The following is a 23,638-nucleotide window of genomic DNA, read 5'->3' as shown; positions in this document are numbered from 1 at the left end:
TGAAATGTCCGGTCTCCAGCCTCACCTGGATGTGTTTGAGGAGCCTCTCGTATGGCGGATTACGTAAATACTTCATCACCCCGCCCCCGCATCCTCATTGTGGACGATGAGATAAATATTCGTGAGTTTTGTCGCCTGTTACTTCGTCGTGACTACGATGTAGCCGCCGTTGAGCATGGTCTGTCGGCTATTGAGATACTGCGTGAACAATCGTTCGATCTGGTGCTGACAGATCTCCAAATGCCTCATGTCGATGGCATTGAGTTGGTGAAACATCTGCGCACCTTCTATCTACATACCGATGCCATCGTAATGACTGCCCATGCGACGGTGGAAACAGCCCGTGAAGCGTTGAAACTTGGTGCCCTGGATTACATTGCCAAACCGATAGATGCCGAGCAGTTGCAGAAAACAATTCGCACTGCAATCGAGTTGCAGCGTGTCCGACGCGAAAAAGAACGCCTTTCGGATTTAGTCCTGATGTATCAATTCAGTCAGGCGATTGCAACATCGCTCGACATTGAAGAACAGACTGCTCGTTTGATCGAGTTTATTGGTCGTCGTTTTACTCCAAGCCATATTGGTTTATCACTCATCGATTCTGATGGTGAGACACTGGTTACTCTTATTGGGCCTGATCCTGGGCGGCGGCTCACGCTAGCAGCAACGAGTGAAGAGGCACTGCGCATAGTCCATCGTCAATTGATAGATCGCCCCTCAGTCTCTCCTGATCGCTGGATTGAAGTGATATTGAGGAGCCGTGATCGGGCGATTGGTCTGCTCGATCTCGCGGTTAGAAATGAGCAACCACCGTTCGATGCTACTGACCGCCATCTAATAGAAGTCTTTGCCTCACAGATTGCCTCTGCACTCGACAACGCTCGTCTGTATCGCGCCCTCAAAGACCAATACGAGCAGATGATTGCCGCACTCGCCGGTGCTATCGAGGCTCGTGATGCGTATACCTACGGTCATTCTCGCCAGGTGACGCGCTACGCAGTGCGGTTGGCCCAAGAGCTGGGGTTGAGCGCCGATGACATCGAGCGTATTCACTATGCGGGTTTGTTGCATGACATCGGTAAGATTGGTGTGCCCGATGATGTGCTGCTCAAGCCAGGGCCGCTCTCGTCACAAGAAGCTGCTCAAATGCGAGCCCATCCAGAGATCGGTATTCGCATCCTTGAGCAGATTCGCGGTTTACGCGACATCCTGCCGATTATCGCCGCGCACCACGAGCGTATTGATGGCACCGGGTATCCGCACGGTCTGCGCGGCGACGACATTCCACTCGGCGCCCGTATTCTTGCCGTAGCCGATGCCTTTGAAGCGCTGACCGCTGATCGGGCGTACCGTCCAGCATTGTCACCCGAACAGGCCCTGCAAATTCTTCAAGAAGGTCGCGGTACTCACTGGGATGCCCAGGTGGTTGATGTGTTTGTTCGCTTAATGCAACGCGAACGTTTATGGGAGCAGGCACCACGATTACGACAGCCTGCCCGCTCACAGATACTGGTTGAGTTGAGTTAAGGACATTATTTGCTAGGGGCGAGTTGGGAAACCAGCCCTGCATGATGATTTGGTATGCACCTTCCAGATTCCAAAGTTGCCCATAGTAAAACGCTGTTTCTCTGATAGAACCCTGCTCCCTGGCACATACATAATACCTGTAAATGACAAGCTCTGCCCTGCACCGTTGTTCGTATGCCACTCGCGCCCAACCAGCGGCTCGACCTCGCCTGCGATCATTGCCTGATCCGGTTTCGTGTGGGCGAGCAGGCGTTTGTCTTGCGGAACGGTTATAACAGGGCGACGACCGCTACAATCAACGGTGCAACTGAAGGCATCGTCTGTCTTCTCAAGACTCACCAATTCTGTCTTACCCCAGCCGTAGCCGCGTTCGCCGCCGAATTGCAGACGTGTCAGTGCGTCGTGCCAGGGAAGCGAACAATCTTTGTGCGCAAACACATACCCGATCAGGTAAACTGGATCGGCGGTATCGAGCGTGTGGGGCGAGAGAAACTCTATCTCGTGCAGTGACCCTTCGGCGGCTGAATGCTCCGGATAAACCAGCGCAGTAGATTGATAACTGCTCAGGAAACGTCGGCGAAAGGTGCGTTCATCATCCCACGGCCAGACCACCTGATAGTCATTGCCCGATTGTAGCGCCGGGTAAAAGTAGGTGAACGCCAGGTATTCGTTCACTTGATGACCGCTCTCGTGATAATCGTTCGAGGTGGTTGCCTTCTGTCCCTTTTGCGCCGCTGTATCACGCGCCAGGCGTTCGGTCAGCGCCCCCCAGAAGGAGCGACCGGTGAGGTAGGGACGGGTGACCTGCACATTGCCAGCCTTGCGCCAGCCGATGTGCAACGGTGAGTGCAAACGAAAAACAATGCGATACCCGATCCAGTTCATGACGATGCTCCTGGCGCCTCGCTTCCGCCCTTGTCACGCGCTTTTGCACCATAGCGTGCGTAGATCAGCATCTGTTCCAGCACCTCACGCGCCAACAACAGACGCTCCAGGTCTTTTGTTACCTGTTCATTGATGAAGCGGAGTATCTCATTACTATTATTTGTTGGCGTCTGCCAACCGAACGGTAGACTACTTAACAGATTGAGCATTTCATCAACGACAACAGCGCCGTTCTCCTTCTCTCTGGCAAGCAAGTAGAGAAAGCAGGCATAGACCCCGTCTTCCTGAAGCACACCTAGTGCTTTGGTGATCGTGTTTTCGATGTCAGAAGCCTTCTTGTCCTTCGTCTTCTGGATGATAGTCTGTGCATATTTTGCAGCCAGGTAGTCAAGATTGATCGAAGTCGTGTTGGTCATAGTTGCTCCTCGCTTTACGGCGTTGTCACTCCTTCATTCGATGGTGACTGCGCGGCATTGGCCTGCTGACCATAATCCTCTTCCTGCGGTTGACCGACGATAGCGATCCGACCGAAGCCGCGTGTGCCCATACCGCCAACGCCCAGCCACTCGATCAAGCGCAGACCGGCATCGAGTACGTCGAGGGGCGATTGCCAGACGGCATTGCCTGGCAGCGGATGACCCTTGCCGGTTTGCGAAATTTGACCGGGCGACCATCCGGCGTGATTTGCCCGATAATCATCCAGCACCACCTCAGCGGTTAGAAACGTGGCGCGGGGGATGGCTTCATAGGTGAAGAGCGCCTTATCCTCGGCAGCGCCGGTTTCGGGGTTGATGCTCACCGAGGTGCGCACTTCAAGGTTGCTGTTGACGATGTGGCTGAAGATGGACTCATGTACCAATGCGATCTTGTTCTCAATCGCATTCCAGCGCTCGGTTTGCCAATTGGTCGGCGCATTCACGGTGACCTGCCCGCCCCTGTTGAGCATCAACCATCCCAGGTTGAGCGGATCTCGGCGCGCAAATGTTAACAGTGCCACCTCCTTTGCCCACCCATCGGGCACGTTGCTCATTTCAAAACCTGCCTCACGCAACCGCTCGACCGTGCCGACCCACACCGGTCCAACCAGCGAATGCACCGGGAAGAGCACGATGTGCGCGTCGAAGACGTTGACCACGCCGGAGTAGGCTTTGACGTCCTGTCCGTTATTGCTTTTCTTGATGTAGCCAAAGGTATAACACACTGGATTCTGCTCGGGATTGGTCACCGTGTCGTGCGTTTGACCGGCAGCTTCGGGCGTTCCATACAGTTGGGCAGCGTAAGAACGGGCTGCGCCGTGGAGACTTGTGCCAGGGATTTTCGGTACCCGTGTGCCCGGCTCGCGCACGATGCTGTTGTCCACGCGCCCCAGGCGGTAGCCGCCGGTACCGATATGCACCGGATCAAGTGTCATGAAGAGATAACGTCGTCGCTTGTAGATTGCCATAACCTCATTCCTCCTTGAGAATCTCCATGCGCAGTTCGAGCAGATCGGCCAGTTCACCACGCACACCAGCAGCGACAAACTGATCACGGATGTGCTGCGGCAACGCCTTCCAATCCCATCCGGCGCCAGCCAGCGTGTCATGCACAAATTGCTTGAACACCGGATCGGTGACCGACGTGCCATTACGATCCCGTGCAAACCATTCCTCACGAGTCACCTCAATCGTGCGCACCACTTGATGGCGCTGAGTGGTGCTCAGGCACAGGAAAACCTCCCAGAGCCTATCGAACCGCTCCAGATCGTCGATGTAAAACGGTCGGGTGCGTCGGTTCGTCCGCCGTCCATTGGTATCATAGTGGATCTCAAAGCGGCGAGTGGTTGTATCAAGGAACTCGAAGTCGAACGTCGCGGGTGTGAACCATACCCGATCGCCGACCTGCAACTCATCGGCGTGAACCAGCCAGCCATCGCAACCCTTCCACGGATTGCGACTCTTGAAATACCGTTTGCGTGTTGTCGGTTCAGTTGGATCATCCAGAAAGACGTAAGGGTACCAGAGGTCTTCGGTCTGACCGTCGCCCATTAAAGCTGGAATATGCCAGGTCAGGCGCTGGTCATCCCGCTGCAAGGTTACTTCGTACCACTCAGCGAATTGACCCGCCTGGTCAGGCTGGAAGCGCGGGGGCAGCGAATCGCCTTGACTGACCATTTTCCGCGCACAGCACAATACTTCCCACACACCAGCTACCGTCTGGCGCTCCAGCATCGCCCGCCCGGCGTCGAGCACGGCACGCAGCGGGGTGGGGCGTGGCGCAAATACCACGCCCAGGTGCAGCGGCAGGCGATTCCGTACCTTGCCCATCTCGCGTTCGTACTTCGTCTTGATCTGGCGGATGATCTCCAGGGCCTTATCCGCCGGTACAAGCGCCATGAAGACCCGTGGTTCGGCGAGGAGAGGCAGGGCTGGAACAAAGGAACTGTCGGCAATCGGCACTGCATCCTGGCTGAGCGTGATGCTGTCTAGTTGATGACGCTTTCCGGTATCATCCGATGCTTCGATCAGAAAGGTCTCACCCTGTTTCAGGATATCCTGAACCTTTTTCAGACGCATAAGACTGTTCAAATAGTCCAGATTATCACAGGTGATAAAACATTTTCCGTCCCACAGCACACTAAGCCTGATGCCGCCGTGCAAGACCAGTTCATACGTGTGGTAAGGTGTTAGCGCTTGACTGTTCAGTCTCCCCTGAATCTCCAACCGTGGTCCGGCGCGCCCCACCACGCGACCGATCAGCGAGTCTGACAACCCGCCCGGCTCTACCGGTGCGACCTGCTGCCAGAACGCGCGTGTCGTTTCCCAGATTCGGCGCAGACGGGCGAAGGAGGGATTTTTGGAAACCTTGTCGGCGACACGATTGCTGTTACCTGGTTGACGAACAACCAGGGTGCGCACCAGATCACCCGCGAGCCAGCCGCTCAGATCGAACGCGCCGACGATGAGCGCATAGCGACCGTGGATATCAGTCAGGTCATCAATCCAGATAGTCGGATGATCGCCGCAGCCCAGCGCGCGCGCCCACTGTTGCGCCCGATCGGCGCGCCGCTGTTCGCACACATCGCAGACCTTGCGCTCCCGCGCCTTGGGACTGGGTCCCTGCGGGCGTAGACCGCAGACAGTGCATACTTCGGCATTCTGACCACGCCAGAGTGTTTCGAGCCATTGAGGGTCAGTAGTTTCACGTATGTCCCGTTTGAGATGGTTCACAATCGGTGGCAACTCCTGTGGAGCCGGCTGACCCTTCCACGGCTTGTCATCCAGATAGAGTTCAGGCACACGTTCGTGCCGTATGGCGAGAGATGAATCATTCTTTACTGTTCCGGCAGCAAATGCATCTCGAATAAGATCTCTCAGGGTCTTTCTCTCTCCACCATCTTGAGCAACTTGGGATTCATCCAGCAGGTTCTCAATGTCCGGCACGACAAAGACCGATCCATTCTCGTCGCGATACACTTCCAGACCTAGTGGGTAGGTCTCTTCAATCAGCGTCTGCACCCGGTTCAACGCATCGGTCAACAGCTCGCGGCGCGCCAGTACGTCGGGAATACGCGAGGCTGAAAGCAGGTATTGTAGGCCGTCAACGCGAATACTCAGTAAGCGCCAGGAAATATCCGATGGCTTGCGTTGTTGATTGGTAAGCACACATCGAGCCAGTTCAGCCTTGTAAAGCGCAGCGACAATCGAAGACCAGTCCCACAGGGTGACTTCGTTGATTGGCCGTCGGGTGTCGCCTGGCGCACCTCGGAATTGCAGATATAGTTCGTATATAAAGTCTTTCCTTGGCCTATCAAATTGAGAAATAACTTGTACCAGCTTGTTATCGAGTGAACTTACCCCAGAAAATGTAAAGCCAAATGGACTGACTATCTCTTTCGAACTTCCTCCATCTGCTGCATCTTCCTTTTCCAGGTGGGCAACTGCGTGAGCACGACCTAGTGTCCCCGCCAGGTATACCAGGCTGTTGCCGAGAATTGTTTGAAAACCACTGTAGTTCTCAGAGACGAGCGGTCGGCCCCAAAGAAGTATTTCAAGAAAATTTTCATTTCCAATACCCGCAAGTATGATAGCTTTATTTGGAAGTGATAGATTATGTCTTTGTAGAGTTTTCCACAACGCTGTCGGATGTAATGCTTCCTGGAGGCGAGCACACTGACCGCGATTTGTCGTAAGACACGACCAGTACCGCAATGTTGGTAGATCAGTATCAGAGAATACAGCCTTGTGAGGATTGACGCGGGGCTTTCCTTGACATTGATTAGCGTTGAATCCTACACCATCGGGTTGATAGAATGCATCGGCGCACTTTCCCATATCATGCACCCACGCTGCCACCTCTGCCAGTAGCAGATTATCCCGTGCTGTAACCAATGTATTCAAATCATAGCTCATGGGCCTGTTCCTCTGATGACCTGCCACAATTGCCGATAGGCATCGAACACAACCAATTCACTGTAGAGGTGCAGCAGCGCTGCGCTCCTTACCGTAATGCGTTATGTTACACTACGCACAACACCTCCACACACCGCGCCGGTTCGTCTTCACGCCTGGCGCGACGTGCTGCCATTGGATTCGGACGGCGGCAGCATTACAGCGCGGTCTTCAGCCAGTGTTCTACCTCCGCTGCCAGATTACTCAGCCGTTTACCCTTCAGAGAAAGCGTCTGCGTAGCGATGCGTATCTCGCCATCCACCAGGTCATCTGCGGCTATGCCGAAGCCGCTGCTGGTCTTCGCGCCAAAGCCATAGGTGCTCAGCATCGCCTGAATGCCCTGCGCAACGACCACGAGGTCGTCGGCGCTCTGCTGCGCATCGACCGCCGTGCCGGTTGGCACATAGAGCAGCATCAACGCACCCTGTGCGCCAGCGGGTACGCATTCCAGCAAAATCGGACCACGTGCGCCAACCCCCTTTTCCCGATCGTGCGGGTTGATCACCTCCAGACCGAGGCGGTCGAAGAAGGTGGGGAAGAACTGCACAAACCCGGCGCAAAATGCCTCTTCGTCACCCCTGACATTGCCGAACAGCCGCACCATCTGCGAGTCGCTCGCTTCCTGTTCCAGGGTGGTATACCCGCGCATCTGGCGCAGCGCGGCGCGCAGGGCACCTTTCCATCCCGACGGCGCAACGTAGGGAACATCAAAGACCCACTCCTTCTTCACCGGATTTTCCAGCAGGTGAAAAAGACGGTCGTCTCTGCTCAGATACGGCTTGCTCAGCGTGAAGGTCAGGCGCAGCGCCCATGCGCCGGGCGGGAGGGTTGCCAGGTCAGGTAATGACGGCTCCAGACCGAGTTGCTGCATTGTAGTGCGTTGGCGGGCAAGGAATGCTGCGGCGTCCCGTCCAACCCACAGGCGGTAACCGCCAGCCTGTGTGCGGGTGCCACTGCGGGCACGTTCGAGTTGGGGCGTGATCATTGCCTGCGCCAGCACTGCCAGCCGTGCAGTCGGGTCACGCAGCAAGCGCAGATTACCCCAGCGCTTTGGCAGCTCCTGCGTCTCGCCGGCAAGCCATTGCAGCGCAAATGCCTGCACGGTACCGTCCTGAAGGGCAAAAGAGAAGTGAGCATGGAATTCGTAACTCATTGAAGTGCCTCAATTGCTGCAATAATCGACGCAAAGTTCTGCTGTAAGAGATGATCATCCGTGTTTGCTAGCACTACCTCAGCAAACACTGGCGGCGAGGTATGCATCCGAGTCACTGCTGCATACAGACGCACATAATCTTTGGCTTCTGACAGAGGCGGAAAGCCGTTCTGTCGCAGCAACATCGGTATTTCTTGCGTCACTTTTTGAATGATAATCTGTCCGTTTACATCTACCTTCTGCCTTTGCGCAAGATGATCGACTACATCTTGATTAAACGCCAGTTGCAACACCAGATCGTCGATGGTTCTTTTGGTAAAACTGGTATTCCAGCGATAGTTAGCAATATGAACGGCAATGTAAAAGTCAAGACTGGTTGATTTCCAGATAAAAACATTCCCGTGCGATGGTAGTTGTTGAAATTGGGGAACTGCGTTAATTTTTCTCTTATGAAATAACTTAATCAGCCCATCGCTGATACTTTGGATGATCTGTTGGTTATTCTCTCTATCATCCAGATCACGCAGAATGAGCGCCCGAACCGGCTGTTGTCCTATATCTGGGCCGAGTTTAGTGACAAATTCCCTGTTAGTGTTGTCCCTTCCCCTACAATCGAAGGTCTGAAAGGTACGACCAGGAAAAAAATTGCTTTAACCTTTCAATCACTTTCTCTTCAGTTTTACCCTCAGCAAAGACTTGAATCTTCATGAACTTCCTCCCGCAGTTGAAACTGAAGCGGTGCATCAATGTCTTCAAGAACACGCGGATCGCGACCTGATTCAAGCCAGGAAGCCAGATTTTCGCGATTGAACCACGATGATCTGAGCACCCCATCACGCAGGTTCAGACGAAATGCCAGCGTTTGTTCGGGCGGTAAGATGTCGTGCTGGAGCATGCGGGTAAGATGGGCGATGACTTCCAGGCTTTGAGTGGTGATGAAGACCTGGATGGGCTTATCTTTTGTAAGCTGAACAACGACATCGAGCAATCGGCCCAGGGTTGCAGGGTTTTGAAACACCTCTGGTTCTTCCCACAGAACCATCCCCGGATGGGTGTCGTCTACTGTTGCAGCAAGTGCAACCAGATGGGCAATGAGCTTAAATGCGTGACGGGCGCCATCACCGAATTGATCGATTCCCAATGGTGTTTGACCACGGAACCGCACATAACCGGTGCGTCCATGCTGGTTATCGGGCGCATCAGTGACCTCAATGGTTGCTTCCTTCAGCGACGGGAATATCTCTGCCATCCGTTCAGCAATGTGCTCGTGCCAGTCGGGAACGGTGTTGTATGCCCATTGAGCAAAGGACGTGGTCAGATGAGAGCTGGCAGCGACGGTATCGTAGAACATCACCCGTGCTGGATCAGGCATTGATCCGTGCGTTGTCCAGACGGCAAGCCGATCAAGCGGGTGTTGTAGCTTCCAGCGGTACACCCAGTCCGGCTCCCAGAGATAGTACCAGTGAGCATCGCCTGGCTGAATGCCAGACTCAGCAAACGTTGGCGGAATCATACTGGCGTCGAGCGCTTTTGGTTGGGGCAGACTGAAGAGGGCAATCTGGGCAAGGTCTGCCTGCTCGAAGGCATAGATGTCTTTTTCACCCCATTCCGGTAGCGGAGGTTCCAGACGAAACTCCGCCCATGGCACATCCGGCGCACGAACGTCCTTCTTTAGTAAGTCGAGGCGCACTGCTATTCCCCGTTCTCGCGTAAGCGTGGCCGGATTGTCCTGCCACTCGCCACGTTTGCCGTGACGCTGGCGTAAACGCTGGAACGGCGGATGCCCTGAGAAATCGTGCGCCAGTGCCGTTCGTGCAGGGAGTGTACCAGTCTCGTCTGGCAAGAGATCATCCCGAATAAAGATCGCAGGACGCCCACATGTTGCACTCAGGTACAGGAGTTCTAACAGTGCTGTTTTGCCACTATTATTCGGACCAATGAGCAGGTTCACTTTCCGTAGACGATCAATGTGTCCCTGCCGAATACCGCGAAAGCGGTGAATCATGATGCGTTCGATCATAGCTACTCCCGTAGTTTGTTGCTAAAAAGGTTCCAGGCCGCGATCAGTGAAGCAAAGACCTGACGGAGCTCGTCATCTGACGTATATTTGACCACATCTCGCGCAAACCACACATGCGATCTGCGATACTGGAAAGCGGTAATGTAAGCATACAGCCATGATTTGGCATGTGTCCATGAATATCCGTTCGATACCATGAGATTGGTGAACTCAATCTCAGCTTTGTGCAAAAGTTGTTGGCAACTCTGCCCCTCAGCAACTATCCTGCTAACAACCTGTTGGTTAATATTGGAATTTTGCAAGATGTTCAGGATATATCCATCAAAATCACATCTTGAAATTCCTGGAACTTCGGCATTCGAGATGTGGAGCACGAGATGCAGGTTGTTTGCTTGATACTCAAAAATATTATTTGTATTTGCATGCTGACTGAACGAAATGTTTTGCCAGAAATCGTTAGTGTCACGCTGTTGAAGATCGCGCAAGAATTGGTCTTTCCGATCTAGGGGGCTAGGACTATCCTCCTGATCGAGCATGAACAGCACATTGCCACCAGTGCCTTGCAACGCGAGTAGCGGGTTTGCTCTGGTGAGAATATCCACTACCGCATCATACCCCTCACGCTGGCGAATGCCTGAAGGTAGTCGATAAGTCAAACCGTTATGAAGAATCCCTTTCTGGTATAAAACATTGCCCACCTCACGTTCGGTAGCGCCTTCAGCAATAATCAAGACTTCCGCAGGACTCACGGCCTGACCTCTCGCACACGCAGAAAACGTGCTAGCGGCGAGATCAGTTCATCTTCGCCAGTCGTGCGCGGATCGCCAAACAATTCCATCCAACTTCCAATCGACTCACCTGGAAACGTCTGAACTTGCAAGGTTCCCCCTACGAGCTGCAATCGTAGCGTACAGACATCGGATGGGTTGAGCGACGTCTGTTGCTCAGGTTCTCTCATTGCAAGCGCAAGCCATGAAAGCACTTCCAGGCTTTGGGTAGACAAGAAAACCTGCACAGCCTTTCCTGCCACCAGCCGGGCAACTTCATCGAGCAACCGACCAAGAGTGGCAGGGTGCATAAACAACTCCGGATCTTCCCACAAGAACAATCCCGACTCGTGCTGTTCGGCGCGGTCAACCAGGGCGATGAGGGCAGCCAGCACCTTGAACGCATGACGGGCGCCATCGCCGAACTGATCGATCTCAATCGGCAGGGTTCGGTTGGGAAGTTCCAGGTACCCGCCCCAGGTCGTGCCGGTTGGGGTCGGTTTCACGTTCACTCGTACTCCGGCCATATCCGGAAATACCCGCGCCATGCTCTGCGCGATGCGCTCTTCCCACTTGTTCACCGTGCGATAGCACCGTTGCGCAAAGGCGCCTTCAAAGTGGGCATGGGCGGTGTGAAAATCAAAGAAGAGCACATGTGCTGCCGCGCCGTCGCCAGCCTCTGCCCATATTGCCAGTCGATCCAGGGGTTGAGTATCGTTCCAGCGATACACCCAGCGTTGATCCCACACGTAATGCCAGCGCTGCGAGGGGTGCTCTGGATGATGGGTGTTGAGGAGCGTTGGGATGAACTCCGGCGGCGCCTGGTTCGGCTGACTGAGCGAAAACAGGACTGCGTGTTGCATGTCGGTTTTGCGAAACCGGTCTGGTGCTTCAGCAGCCAGACGGAATCGGTGCAACGGGTGTGTTGCCGGAAGATCGGGAAGCTCCAGATCCAAAGCCTTTTCTTTGTCTAGATCAATCACGAAGGAATCCGTCTCACGCACCGCATAGCCATGGCGTTGACGTAGCCGTTTGGTGGGCGAATGCGCCAAAAAATCTCTTGCGACGAGGGTTGTCGCCGCGTGAACGGGAGGCTCAATGGTTTCGGTGATGAGCTGGCAGGTTCGTCTGCTCAAGCCGCCCAGGTAGAGTAGTTCCAGCAGCGCGGACTTGCCGCTATTGTTCGGACCGATCAAGACGTTGAATGCCCGTAGATTTTGGATCACGCCCTCGCGAATACCACGAAAGCGGTGGATGGTCAGAGATTGAAGCATTGCAGTGCCCCCTATAGCAGTTGCCGCACATCCTGAGTTGTTCGCGGACGTTGTTGGGTCAGTGTCCCCTGTACATTCAACGTCTGATTCCAGGTTGTTGCGTTACCTAACGTCTGCGTCAGCATACTCGCTGTTTGCGATTGTGCAGGCAACCACGCCCAGCCGTGAACGCACCACCGGTTATTACCGGGGTCGAGGTATGCCCATGTTGCTACTATTCGTCCTCGTTGACGATTGGGAAGTGCAGCGCCGAATATCGTTTGCTCATCAGCACGATTCCATTTTTGACCAAACCGCCATGCGTTTTTCAAAGCTGGCGTTACCGGTACGATGTTGTAGTGCTGTACCAATGGTTGCACCTGAATGCTAACGCGACTTATCCCTGGGATGTTTGTCCACCAGCCCGGCTGCCTAGGAGTGAAATCGAACCGGAAGAACAGGAATTGCCGCAGATCAGGGTCGGCACTCGCGCTCTGTGATACTGAAATCGTATTCCAGTTCGCCTGCTTTGCCACGGCAAGCACATCTTCACGATTATCTATACGAAATGCACCGTACCCAAGCTGTGGTTTAGCGCCTAGGCTTCCCCACTGTTCCAAAAATAGGAGCAGCGCCGCAATCCGCTGTACTGCCTCTGGATCGCCAGTCAGTCGTAAAGTGAACGTACCCATACGCCCTGGCGGCAAAAACCAGCCTCGCGTGCGATCAGGGGGGCGGATGTTGAGTGGTTGTGCATCCTTCCAGATAGGTTGCGTCTGATCATTAATGATCGTCAGACGAAACCGTCGCCGCCAGCCGGTCGCGCCAAAGACCTGGCATGCATCGCACAGTCCAGCATCGCGCAGACGTTGCAATGGAGTGCTGGCTGATGATTTCTGATACTTTTCAGCGTCGAAGGTGCACTTGCTCTGACTCGGATCGCATGCCTCACCGCCCAACCCACGCACGATCGCTTCATACCACCAACGCATGCTGCCAATCAGTCCGCTTTCGTGCAGCCGGTCGGTCGTTCCCTCCACACCGCCGGTCCAGAAGGGGGTCAGGGTTGTGATCTGCACATCCATTGCTGTTGTCCAATGTTGTTTTACATCAATAGCAGTATGCTAGGAAATTGTACTGATTCCACCATTCAAACCTTTTGGTTTATCAGAAAAATTCTCGGATCGGGAGGTATTAAGATAGTGAACTCAAGATACTGTGACAGCAAATGATACCACACGATCAAAGAATTTTTCAACGTCTTCTTTTTAATCGCCGCTTCACCGGAAATAGATGGAAGAACGTGACGATTTGTTATCCATGCGATCACAACAATCTCCGTCGCACGCAGTCTGGGAACGTTTGGAAGTACGAGGTCGTCATCGGCGTCAGAGGCACATGTGTCCGGCTAAGAACCTATCCGCAACAGCGCGGGAAATAACGGCAGCGAAGGTTGCTCCGTGCTGGTACGAACCGCAGAGGTATCGGGATGCGCCGATGGCCGAGCGGGGATCCCCAATTGCGACGGTCAATGTCCAGCATGACGACGCAACGCACAATAGATTCGAGGCGTCACACCTATATCCGCCAATGGTGGAGAGACGGTTCGCGAACTACCCCTCTACGATGGGCACGGCATCTTCCTGATAGCCAATGCGGGTTATTCATCTTAGAGCCTGATCACAAACCCGGATTTCTTATTGGGAACGTACCAGGCCTAGGCAACCGTTGTGTTGAGGGGCCAACGTTTTGTTCCTCCATCCGCCGCACGTTCCCGCTGCTGAGCGTGCAGCGCCAGGTGCTGCGGGCGGCCCTCACCCCTAACCCCTCTCCCGCGCTGCGGGAGAGGGGTGATCTGGTTGGTGAACTCGGTATCGTTGAAAGACTCAGCACAGAGTCGCCGCTGCTACGCTAATCTCTCCCCTAGTGGGAGCGGAAGGGGGCTGGGGGGAAAGGGAGGGCCGCCAGGCGCTGCGGGTGGCCCTCACCCCCAACCCCTCTCCCGCGCTGCGGGAGAGGGGTGATCATTCGGATAGGCTCTTAACGTACACGTATGAGTCTTCGCGCTGAGTCTATAAATTGAAAATCGGTTGTTGACAAACTACGTTACCGATATAGTCACGCTCTTTGGTCACAACTTGACGCTCATCCCTGGCGAAGAGTATAATCCGCTCGGTTACCTGCTATCAGTTGGCCGATCTTCTCCTGAGCGAAATATCAGCTTTTCCTCAGCCACCTGCTATGTAAGTTTCGCTACCATAGCAGTTAGACAGGTAAATGCTATGATTGCGATCAGTGTCACAAAGGGAGTTTCTGCATGACACAACGGATTTTTGCTGTATTGGGCTTGTTTGTGCTGACGGCCTCGCTGCTGATCTGGCCACGATCTGGCGCCGCTCAGATGGGCGTACCCGACACGTATCCACCGTATCAGGCGCGCTATTTTCCTGAAACCGGTCATAGCGCGGTCAACTGGTTTTTAGAGACCTGGAAGAATACACCGAATGCCCTGTTTGTCCTTGGTTATCCGATCTCGGAACCGTTTATTGAAGAGAGTTTTACCGAGCCAGGGAAGTTCTACCGCGTCCAATATTTCGAGCGGGCGATTCTGGAAGAGCATCCCGAAAATTTCGGGATCCAAAATAATCGCTTCTACATCCTGGGTCGTTTGCTCGGTCGGCGGTTGGTTGAAGGTCGTGAGAATGAGCCACCGTTCCAGAGAGTTGCTAACCCTGGTGACGGTACGTGGTTTGCCGAGACAGGGCATACGTTACGTGATAGTCCGGCGCCATTCCGAACCTTCTGGTTGCGAAATGGTGGTCTGGAAGTGTTTGGCTACCCGCTCTCCGAGCAGTTCCAGGAGCGGAATCAGGCAACCGGCGAGGTCTACTGGGTGCAGTATTTTGAGCGCCAGCGCATGGAGTGGCATCCAGATGAACCTGATCCGCGTTATCGCATTTTGCTCGGTTTGTTAGGCAATGAGTACCGTGATCTCAAGCATCGCACTAATCCCGCTTTCAATTACCGCACGCCTGATCAATCATTACCACGACCGTTCATCTATGGCTTCAATGCGCACCTGTACGGTCAGGGTACCGCCTGGCAGGATCGGAACCGGGTGTTGCAAATGAGCCGTGACGCCGGGGTTTACTGGATTCGACAGCAAGTGCGCTGGATGGATCTCCACGACCGTTCAGGTGCAATTTATTGGGCGGAGCTTGATGACATTGTGGCCGATGCTCATCGTCAGGGTGTGAATTTGTTGTTGAGCATCGTTGCTTCGCCATCCTGGGCAACGGCCAATGGTAGCCACGGGATGCCACGTCGTGAAAACTTTAAAGATTTCGCCTACTTTATGGGTGAGATGGCGAAGCGTTATAAGGGACGAGTACAGGCTTACGAAATTTGGAATGAGCAGAATCGCGCTTGTGAGAATGGTGGTGACTGTGCGCGCGATGGTGGAGTTGGTGGACGAGTGGCTGATGCCAGCTACTATGTCGATCTGCTCGAAGTGGCTTATAAGGCGATTAAAGCCAATGACCCAATGGCAATTGTGGTCAGTGGTGCGCCAACCAGCACTGAAACGAATAACCCAAATATTGCGTTGAGCGATACGTCGTATGTGCGCTCAATGGCTTCAAATCCAAAGTTCCGGGCGAATGTTGATGCAATTGGTGTGCATCCCGGTGGTCATTACAATCCGCCCGACACACTCTGGCCCGATCGCCCTGGCCCCGGCCCGCAGTGGCGTACCAGCCGTGAGTTCTACTTCCGTCGGGTCGAAGACATTCGCAATATCCTGGTCGAAAACGGTCTGGCTGATAAACCGATCTGGATTACCGAGTTTGGTTGGGCGACGCGCAACAATACACCAGGGTACGAGTACGGTAATTCGATCTCATTTGAGCAACAGGCCGAATGGATTACCCGCGCATTTCAGATCGGTCGCCGTGAATATGCACCATGGGTGGGAGCGATGTTCCTCTGGAATCTGAACTTCGCAGTACCGTGGCGCGCACAGGGCAATGAACTCCACGAACAGGCATCGTTTGGCGTGATTAACGGTGACTGGAGCCCGCGTCCGGCATGGTTTGCAATTCAGGCTATGCCGAAGGATTAGTGAGCAGGAATGAGCAGGCAGTGGCTCCAATGATCTGCACGTGCCACTCGTCTTTGAACTGAGAGGGTCTTATGGGTATGTCTCGTATTTTAATCAAACGAATGCGGCGCTGGTCTGCACTCTTCCTTGTGTTGATGATAGTTGCCGCATTTCTGGTGGCCTGCGGCGGCGGAACGGCTAATCCACCCGTCAGTAATGTGCCGACGGCGGCGATTGTCGCAACTCCTGATACGTCAACTCCGCCTACCCCTGTACCAACTATGGCACCTACCCAGCCAACGGTGGCGCCAGTTGAGCCAACCGCAACCCCAGTTGCGCCAACACCAGTGCCAATTAACCCCGATTACCTGGAGTTCGGTGTCGTTGGTCATCTCTACTACACGGATCGCGATCGTGTGCTGCAACTGACGAAGAATGCCGGCTTTGACTGGTTCCGCCAGCAGGTGGTGTGGATGGATATTGAAGACCCGGTCAAGGGTATTTACGGTTGGGATGAACTAGATCGGATTGTTGAGGCAGTTAACCGGTTTGGCATTAAGCTGCTGGTCAATGTGGTGCGCTCACCTACCGCCTATAACGCAACCAATGGCCTACCCGATGATCCCGAAACCCTGGCGAACTTCCTTGAGCAGATGGTTCGTCGCTATGGCAATAAAATTCACGCCTACGAAATTTGGAATGAGCCGAATCTGGCGGTAGAGAATGGTGGCGAGATTGTGCCAGAGGATGTCGGGCATTATGTCGAAATTCTGAAGGCTGCCTATACGCGCATTAAGTCGCTGAATCCGGATGCTTTAGTGCTGGCAGCAGCTTCGTCGTCGAGTGGGGTGACCAATCCGTCTATTGCGCTTTCTGATCAAGAATTCTATCGCCTGATGTACACCTACAACAAAGGCGAAGCCCGTAACTACTTCGATATCCAGGCAGTGCATCCAGGTGGTGCGGCTAATCCGCCTGATACCCTCTGGCCTGATAATCCGAGCTATATCCCCGGTTGCAAGCCAGCTCCCGATCGCTGCTGGAACGACCACGAAACCCATTACTTCCGCCATGTAGAAAATGTTCGGAAGTGGATGGAGCAGTATGGTATGGGCGACAAGGAGATCTGGATTACCGAGTACGGCTGGGCAACTCCAAATAACACGCCGGGCTACGAATTTGGTAACTATGTGACCCCGGAACAGCAGGCAGAGTACATCCGCTCGGCGATGTTGCGCGTTTACGATAACTATCCGTTCGTCGGAAATATGTTCCTCTGGAACATCAATTTCGCCGTGCTCTGGGGTGAGCAGGGTAATCCCAATCACGAACAGGCTTCATTCGCTATTCTCAATCCTGATTGGAGCCCTCGTTTGTCTTATTTGCGTGCACAAGATACCATTGCCCAGATCAAGATGTGGCAGGGTCGCTTTGTTGCGCCGTGAGCGGACGTCCGAGAAATCCCTATTGACGATGCCGTTCTGTTATCTCCTCCTTCCTCTCCTATTCTGGCAGGGGAAGGAGGTAGTTGTGTCTGATGTGCCCATGACCTATACACGTACACGTACACGGTGACTGATTCTGCACCGTGTGTTCAGGCGCACGGGTGGAAACGAACACTCGCAGCATCCGTTCAGGTCGGAGCAATCTGCCTACCTCGGCGGGAACATTCTGTACCTGCCTTTACCTCGCCTTTTTTCTCACCATGTGAGAGAAGAAAGAGGACTCGCGTGAAGGCGAGTGGTCTTCCATGCAGTCATTTTGTGTGCGACAGACGGCATCGGCAACCCCCAACCCGCTGCTTGTGGAGGAGGTGGAACCTGCCCCTACCGTGTGCTGACGGATGTGATTGGCGCACTACCGAGGGGGCTAGTCGCAGACCACTGTTGGCACAGGAAACTACTTCGTTTACGAACGTTTATCTTCCCTCTCTCCTCACTGCTACTCGGTCGAATGAGAACTCTGAAAAGACTTATCTGCTCCTGCGCACTTTCCCTTTCTCCCTCACTATCGCCTACTTTTTATGGTATACTACACACATAGCAGCCACTTCTAAAAGAATTTCCTATCAAAACCCTGGATAAGCGGCCTCGATGGCCGTAGGAGTGCGGAATGAACCGTGCTGAACTAATCGCAGAGCTGGAGCGCATTCTTGGCCCACGCGGCGTCGTGACAAATCCTGATGCGCTGTTGACTTACGATGCCGATGGTTGTGTGATGGATACTTGCGAGCCGCACGTGGTGACGTTGCCAACGAGTGCTGAGCAGGTGGCGGCAATTGTACGACTGGCTGCACGTGCCGGTATGCCGATTGTCCCGCGCGGCGCCGGCACCGGGCTTGCTGGTGGCGCAACACCGATGCAGGGTGGTATTGTTATCTCCACAGCCCGCATGGATAAGATTTTACAGGTTGATACTGCGAATGGACGTGTTCTGTGTCAACCTGGGGTGATTAACTGGGAGTTATCACAGTATCTGAAATCGTTTGGGTATCAGTTTGCCCCTGATCCATCCTCCCAAAAAGCCTGTACTATTGGTGGGAATATCGCTAATAATTCCGGGGGCCCACACTGTCTGAAATATGGTATCACGGCTAGCCATGTGCTGGCAGTGCAAGTTGTGTTACCCGATGGTTCAATCATCTGGACTGGTGATGGTAGTGCGTATGCAGCGGGGTACGACCTTACCGGTGTGATTACCGGTTCTGAAGGGACGATTGGTTTCGTTACTGCCGCCTGGTTGCGCTTGACCCGGCTTCCTGAAGCAGTACGGGTTGTGCTGGCGCTCTTTCCCGATATTGCCGGTGCTTCAACGACAGTATCACAGGTGATTGCTACTGGCTTGTTGCCCGCCGCGCTCGAGATCATGGATCGGCTGGCAATCAAGGCGGTGAACGACATGTATAAGCTGGGTCTCCCCGAAGCTGCTGGCGCCGCTCTGCTGATCGAAGTTGATGGTGTTGAAGATGGTCTTGATGAATTGTTGAATGATATTACCGCTATCTGCTGGCGGAATGGAGCGATTGATGTTCGTCCTGCCCGCACATTGGCCGAGCAAAATCAGGTCTGGGCAGCCCGCAAGAATGCCTTTGGCGCGATGGGACGGTTGGCGCCAACTTACTATCTGGTTGATACGGTGGTACCGCGCACCAAATTACCGCAGACAATGGATGAGGTTGGGCGCATTTCTCGTGAGTTTCGGTTGCCGATTGCCAACGTGTTTCACGCTGGCGATGGTAACCTCCATCCGATCATTCTCTTTGATCGTCGTGATCGCTCGCAAAATCAGCGTGCGCTTGAAGCGGCAACCAGTGTGATGAAGGTAAGCATTGATTTTGGTGGAGTGATCAGCGGTGAACACGGAATTGGGGTTGAGAAGCAGGATTACATGACGCTGCTCTTTTCGACGGATGATCTGGCAGCAATGGCCGGTCTCCATCAGAGTTTTGACCCGCACGATCTGTTTAATCCCGGTAAAGTCTTTCCCAAGGGGCGTGGCTGCGGTGAATTGGCGGCTCTGCGCCGTTCGGGTGTGGCCTGGAGTGCTTTGAAGTCGAGTTGAAGCAGATGAATAACGCATTGTTACGCGCCGATCTGGAATCGTTAGTCGGTGAACAGTACGTTAGAGAGCATCCTACCGGATACTATATCTATGGTCAACAGCCGTTGTTGAGTGTTGCACCTGGCTCGCTTGAGGAAATGGCGCAGACGGTTGCCCGGCTGGCTGCCGAACACGTTGCGATTGTTCCCTGGGGTGGTGGCACACAGCAGAGATGGGGTCGTCCACCGTCACGTCCTTTCGCCGTACTCTTAACCGGTCGCCTGAACCGTATTCTCGACTATACACCCGATGATCTTACCATTTCGGTTGAAGCCGGTATGACGCTGGGTGCGCTCAGTGCTGCATTAGCAGCGAATGGCCAGATGTTGCCGCTTGATGCACCGTTGCCTGATCGGGCAACAATCGGTGGTTTATTGGCAACGGCAATGGACGGTCCCCGACGTTTGGGGTATGGCTCAGCTCGCGATCTGCTGATCGGGATTCGGGTGGTGGAAGCGACCGGACGCATCTCGAAAGCTGGCGGGATGGTAGTAAAGAATGTGAGCGGCTTCGATATGATGAAGCTCTATCTCGGCAGTTTTGGGACGCTGGCAATCATTGCCTCGGCCAATTTCAAGCTGATACCGCAACCACGTTCCGCTGCCAGTATTCTCTGTCGGGCCGCAACGCCAGAACCATTGTGGAAGTTAGTGAATGCTATCGCCTCCAGTCAACTAACCCCGGTTGCAGTGGAATATCTTGAGGGGATTGATCTTGCTGATACGCCGTTTGCATTGGCCGTGCGCAGCGAAGGATTAGCCGCAGCCGTTGAGCGCCATGTTCGCGATGTCACTACGTTTGCTGCACAGGTTGGGGTGCAGGCTGAACCATTGCGCGACGAAGCCCATATTCGGCTATGGGAAGCTATCAATGATATACCACAGACAGCATCGGTTGCGGCTGATGAGCTGGTTGTGCGTGTTACCTGTCTTCCTGCCGCGCTGAGTAGTGTGCTGGCTGCGGCGCGAACTGCTGCACAGCACGCCACTGTATCGTTGCAGGCGGTTGCCCGCGCCACAAACGGTGTTGCTTACCTGCGAGTGCGCGGTTCAGTTTCTCAGTTGCACGAGTGGCACACTGCCGTATTACAGGCTGCACCGCAAACAATGGTCCTCGCTGCCCCCACCTCGCTTGTGGATGAGGTGCCAGCGTTTGGCACTCAGATCGCTAATCTCGAGGTGATGCAGCGGATTAAGCAAGAATTCGATCCTGAAAATCTGCTGAATCCCGGACGTTTTGTCGTCTGAACGCCAGAGGAGTTTTGCAACGTGACATCAGTCGCTGCGTCTGCCGAACTGATCGCCGAACTACGAGCGGCGCTTGGGGCGGAGGCTGTCATAACCGAACCGGAAGCGTTACTGACCTACGATTCCGACGGTAGCATGCTGGTTGCCCATCCACCTGCAATCGTGGTTGTGCCAACCACTGCCGAACAGGTGGCTACTGCGGTACGACTGGCTGCCCGCGCTGGTCTGGCAATCGTGGCGCGTGGCGCCGGTACCGGTATTGCTGGTGGGGCTGTACCACTCTGCGGAGGCATGGTAATAAGCACGGCTCGGATGGACAACATTTTAACGGTTGATGTGCGATCACGTCTGGCTATTGTGCAGCCTGGCGTGGTCAATGCCGACCTTAACGCCTATCTCGCACCGCTGGGGTATCAATTTGCGCCCGATCCCTCTTCGCAGCGTGCCAGCACGATCGGCGGGAATATCGCGACCAACGCCGGTGGTCCGCATTGCCTCAAATATGGGGTAACGAGTAATCATGTCCTGGCGGTTGAGGTTGTCGATCATACCGGACATCGCTACTGGAGCGGTGATGGCGTTCTTGATCCTATTGGTTACGATCTGACCGGCTTGCTGGCAGGGAGTGAAGGAACCCTCGGTGTGGTAACTGCTGCGATTGTGCGGCTGACCCCATTGCCCGAAGCGGTGAGGGTGGTACTGGCGCTCTTTCCGTCGGTGGTTGCGGCTGCCGCAGCCGTTAGTGCGGTGATCGCAGCCGGTTCGTTACCCACCTCACTCGAAGTGATGGATCACAATGCAATTCGCGCAGTAAATAGTGCGTATAGCCTGGGTTTACCGGAAACAACCGGCACCACCGCCTTAATTATTGAAGTCGATGGTGTGCAAGATGGCCTTGACGATCAACTGGATCAGATCATTGCTATCTGTCGTCAGCATGGTGCATTTGAGGTGCGTCCGGCACGCGATCCGGCAACGCAGGCGCGGGTGTGGACAGCAAGAAAGTCCGTTGCGGGGGCTATTGGCCGACTTGCTCCTGCCTATTACCTGGTCGATACTGTGGTGCCCCGCACCAGATTGCCGGTCATGATGGAGCACGTTGAACGATTGCGGGCTGAATATGGGATGGAAGTGTGTAACGTGTTCCATGCTGGCGATGGCAATTTGCATCCGCTGGTGCTCTACGATCCACGCGATCCGGATCAACGTCAACGGGCACATGCGATTGCAGCCGGTGTACTGGAACTAAGTATCGCCCAGGGTGGTGTGGTCAGCGGTGAACACGGTATCGGCCTGGAGAAATGTGAGTATTTGCCGCGTTTCTTCTCGCCTGCCGAACTGCAATTGCACGCCACCATCCATCAGGTCTTTAATCCAACCGGTTGTTTTAATCCGGCGAAGATATTTCCACCTGACACAACCCCGGCTGCGCTGGCAGCGGCTCGTGCGGCGCGTCTACAACAGCGTGATCCGACAAAAATCCAGAATCTGCCTATTCCCGGTTCGTTCGTAGCGCCAGAAACACCCGCTGCTGCCGCCGAGTTGATCAATGCCTGTCATCACGCGGGAATACCGGTTGTTGCTACAGGTGGTTCCGTCGCACGCTCGTCGCAAGCGGTGACAGTTTCGACGATGCACTGGCGGGGAATATTGGTGTACGAACCAGACGATCTGACGATTAAGGTGGCCGCCGGTACCACTCTGGCCGAACTACAGGCAATCCTTGCCCCGCATCGCCAGATGCTCCCCCTCGATTCGGCCGACCCACACCAGAGTCTGGGCGGGCTGGTCGCGATGGCAGTTGATGGCCCCCGTCGGTTAGGGTATGGTTCCTGGCGCGATTGGGTGCTGGCACTCGATGTTATTGAACCTGACGGCATCCAGGTTCGGTTAGGGGCGCAGGTTGTGAAGAATGTGACCGGCTACGATCTGGTGAAATTGTACGTTGGAAGCGCTGGTACACTTGGGGTCATCACCGCAGTGGCCTTGAAAGTCTTTCCTCAACCACCAGCAAGTGCAACGCTGCTCGGACAATTCCCCGATTCGGCCTCAGCCTGGGCGTTCATCGATGATCTGGCTACCAGTCGCCTGCTGCCAACGGCAGTTGAGTATCTGGCCGATCATCAGGCTATCGTTGTCGCGATGCGTGCTGAAGGACATCCAGCGGCAGTTGAGCGCCATGTACAGGAAGCAACCGTTCTGGCTCAGCGCTGTGCTGCATCGGTGACCGTTGTTCGCGATACCGATGAGACGAACTTCTGGCATCAGACCGTAGCTCGTTATGCACCGATGAGAGAACAAGTGTTGCTGCGAGTCGGTGTCTGGCCGGCACACTGTGCAGCAACGGTACAGGCTATTACAGCGCATGCTCATCATCGGCAGGTGACGGCAGCAGTTACGGCTCACGCGCTCAATGGGATCATCTACATCCAGGTTACCGGTGATTTCCAGCAGATTGCCGCATTCCATAGCGATCTTGCCGCTGCATTCCCGCATACTCACTTGTTAGCCGCACCGCCAGACTTCATACCACATGCGGAAAGGTGGGGACACTTACCGGCTGCCCGCGACCAGATGCGGGCAATCAAAGTTGCTATCGATCCGCACAACCAGATGAACCCAGAAGCATTTTGGTTTGCCGATAATCGTCTATAAGC

The 23,638-nt window shown here is 54.5% G+C and carries 16 protein-coding genes; 6 read left to right on the top strand and 10 right to left on the bottom strand.

Going from position 1 to position 23,638, the window contains the following annotated elements:
- The first annotated feature begins 51 nt into the window (after positions 1–51).
- Entirely contained in the window at positions 52–1,527 is a 1,476-nt protein-coding gene (locus QTO31_RS15880) for an HD domain-containing phosphohydrolase (RefSeq protein ID WP_301430073.1), read from the top strand.
- Positions 1,528–1,539: 12 nt separating this feature from the next.
- Here QTO31_RS15880 and QTO31_RS15875 read toward each other — a convergent pair whose 3' ends face one another.
- From QTO31_RS15875 to cmr1, 10 genes are all read right to left on the bottom strand, one after another.
- The gene (locus tag QTO31_RS15875; RefSeq protein ID WP_301430072.1) at positions 1,540–2,412 is read right to left on the bottom strand and encodes a hypothetical protein; all 873 of its coding nucleotides are present in this window, start codon (positions 2,410–2,412) and stop codon (positions 1,540–1,542) included.
- Positions 2,409–2,828, bottom strand: a complete 420-nt coding sequence (locus QTO31_RS15870) for a hypothetical protein (protein WP_301430071.1) — start codon at positions 2,826–2,828, stop codon at positions 2,409–2,411. The genes QTO31_RS15875 and QTO31_RS15870 overlap by 4 nt, the downstream gene beginning before the upstream one ends.
- A gap of 14 nt (positions 2,829–2,842) precedes the next feature.
- Entirely contained in the window at positions 2,843–3,856 is a 1,014-nt protein-coding gene (gene cmr4, locus QTO31_RS15865) for a type III-B CRISPR module RAMP protein Cmr4 (RefSeq protein ID WP_301430070.1), read from the bottom strand.
- Between the two features lie 4 nt (positions 3,857–3,860).
- Positions 3,861–6,803, bottom strand: a complete 2,943-nt coding sequence (locus QTO31_RS15860) for a CRISPR-associated protein Csx11 (RefSeq protein ID WP_301430068.1) — start codon at positions 6,801–6,803, stop codon at positions 3,861–3,863.
- Positions 6,804–6,999: 196 nt separating this feature from the next.
- Positions 7,000–7,995: an RAMP superfamily CRISPR-associated protein gene (locus QTO31_RS15855; RefSeq protein ID WP_301430066.1), complete on the bottom strand. Its 996-nt coding sequence runs from the start codon at positions 7,993–7,995 to the stop codon at positions 7,000–7,002.
- Complete coding sequence (locus QTO31_RS15850) at positions 7,992–8,288, bottom strand: hypothetical protein (RefSeq protein ID WP_301430065.1); 297 nt, start codon at positions 8,286–8,288, stop codon at positions 7,992–7,994. The genes QTO31_RS15855 and QTO31_RS15850 overlap by 4 nt, the downstream gene beginning before the upstream one ends.
- Positions 8,289–8,680: 392 nt before the next feature.
- Positions 8,681–10,015, bottom strand: coding sequence for an AAA family ATPase (locus QTO31_RS15845; RefSeq protein ID WP_301430063.1), 1,335 nt, complete (start codon positions 10,013–10,015; stop codon positions 8,681–8,683).
- Between the two features lie 2 nt (positions 10,016–10,017).
- Entirely contained in the window at positions 10,018–10,764 is a 747-nt protein-coding gene (locus QTO31_RS15840; protein ID WP_301430061.1) for a hypothetical protein, read from the bottom strand.
- Entirely contained in the window at positions 10,761–12,056 is a 1,296-nt protein-coding gene (locus tag QTO31_RS15835) for an ATP-binding protein (protein WP_301430060.1), read from the bottom strand. The genes QTO31_RS15840 and QTO31_RS15835 overlap by 4 nt, the downstream gene beginning before the upstream one ends.
- A gap of 11 nt (positions 12,057–12,067) precedes the next feature.
- Positions 12,068–13,120 carry a type III-B CRISPR module RAMP protein Cmr1 gene (gene cmr1 / locus QTO31_RS15830; protein ID WP_031459290.1) on the bottom strand — a complete coding sequence of 351 codons (1,053 nt, stop codon included), beginning with the start codon at positions 13,118–13,120 and terminating at the stop codon, positions 12,068–12,070.
- Positions 13,121–14,352: 1,232 nt separating this feature from the next.
- On the opposite strand from cmr1, the gene QTO31_RS15825 reads away from it, so the two are divergent.
- The 5 genes from QTO31_RS15825 (at position 14,353) to QTO31_RS15805 (ending at position 23,636) form a co-directional block, all read left to right on the top strand.
- Entirely contained in the window at positions 14,353–16,155 is a 1,803-nt protein-coding gene (locus QTO31_RS15825; protein WP_301430059.1) for a cellulase family glycosylhydrolase, read from the top strand.
- Between the two features lie 77 nt (positions 16,156–16,232).
- Entirely contained in the window at positions 16,233–17,579 is a 1,347-nt protein-coding gene (locus QTO31_RS15820) for a hypothetical protein (protein WP_411278403.1), read from the top strand.
- 667 nt (positions 17,580–18,246) lie between these two features.
- Entirely contained in the window at positions 18,247–19,695 is a 1,449-nt protein-coding gene (locus QTO31_RS15815; RefSeq protein WP_301430058.1) for an FAD-binding oxidoreductase, read from the top strand.
- A gap of 5 nt (positions 19,696–19,700) precedes the next feature.
- Positions 19,701–20,981 carry an FAD-binding oxidoreductase gene (locus tag QTO31_RS15810; RefSeq protein ID WP_301430057.1) on the top strand — a complete coding sequence of 427 codons (1,281 nt, stop codon included), beginning with the start codon at positions 19,701–19,703 and terminating at the stop codon, positions 20,979–20,981.
- Between the two features lie 21 nt (positions 20,982–21,002).
- Positions 21,003–23,636, top strand: coding sequence for an FAD-binding oxidoreductase (locus QTO31_RS15805; protein WP_301430056.1), 2,634 nt, complete (start codon positions 21,003–21,005; stop codon positions 23,634–23,636).
- The last annotated feature ends 2 nt before the right edge of the window (positions 23,637–23,638 follow it).

The sequence above is a fragment of the Chloroflexus sp. MS-CIW-1 genome, from assembly GCF_030444705.1.
Classification (GTDB): Bacteria; Chloroflexota; Chloroflexia; order Chloroflexales; family Chloroflexaceae; genus Chloroflexus.
The sequence above is the reverse complement of the archived record's forward strand: the minus strand, read 5'-3'. Positions and strand labels throughout refer to the sequence as shown.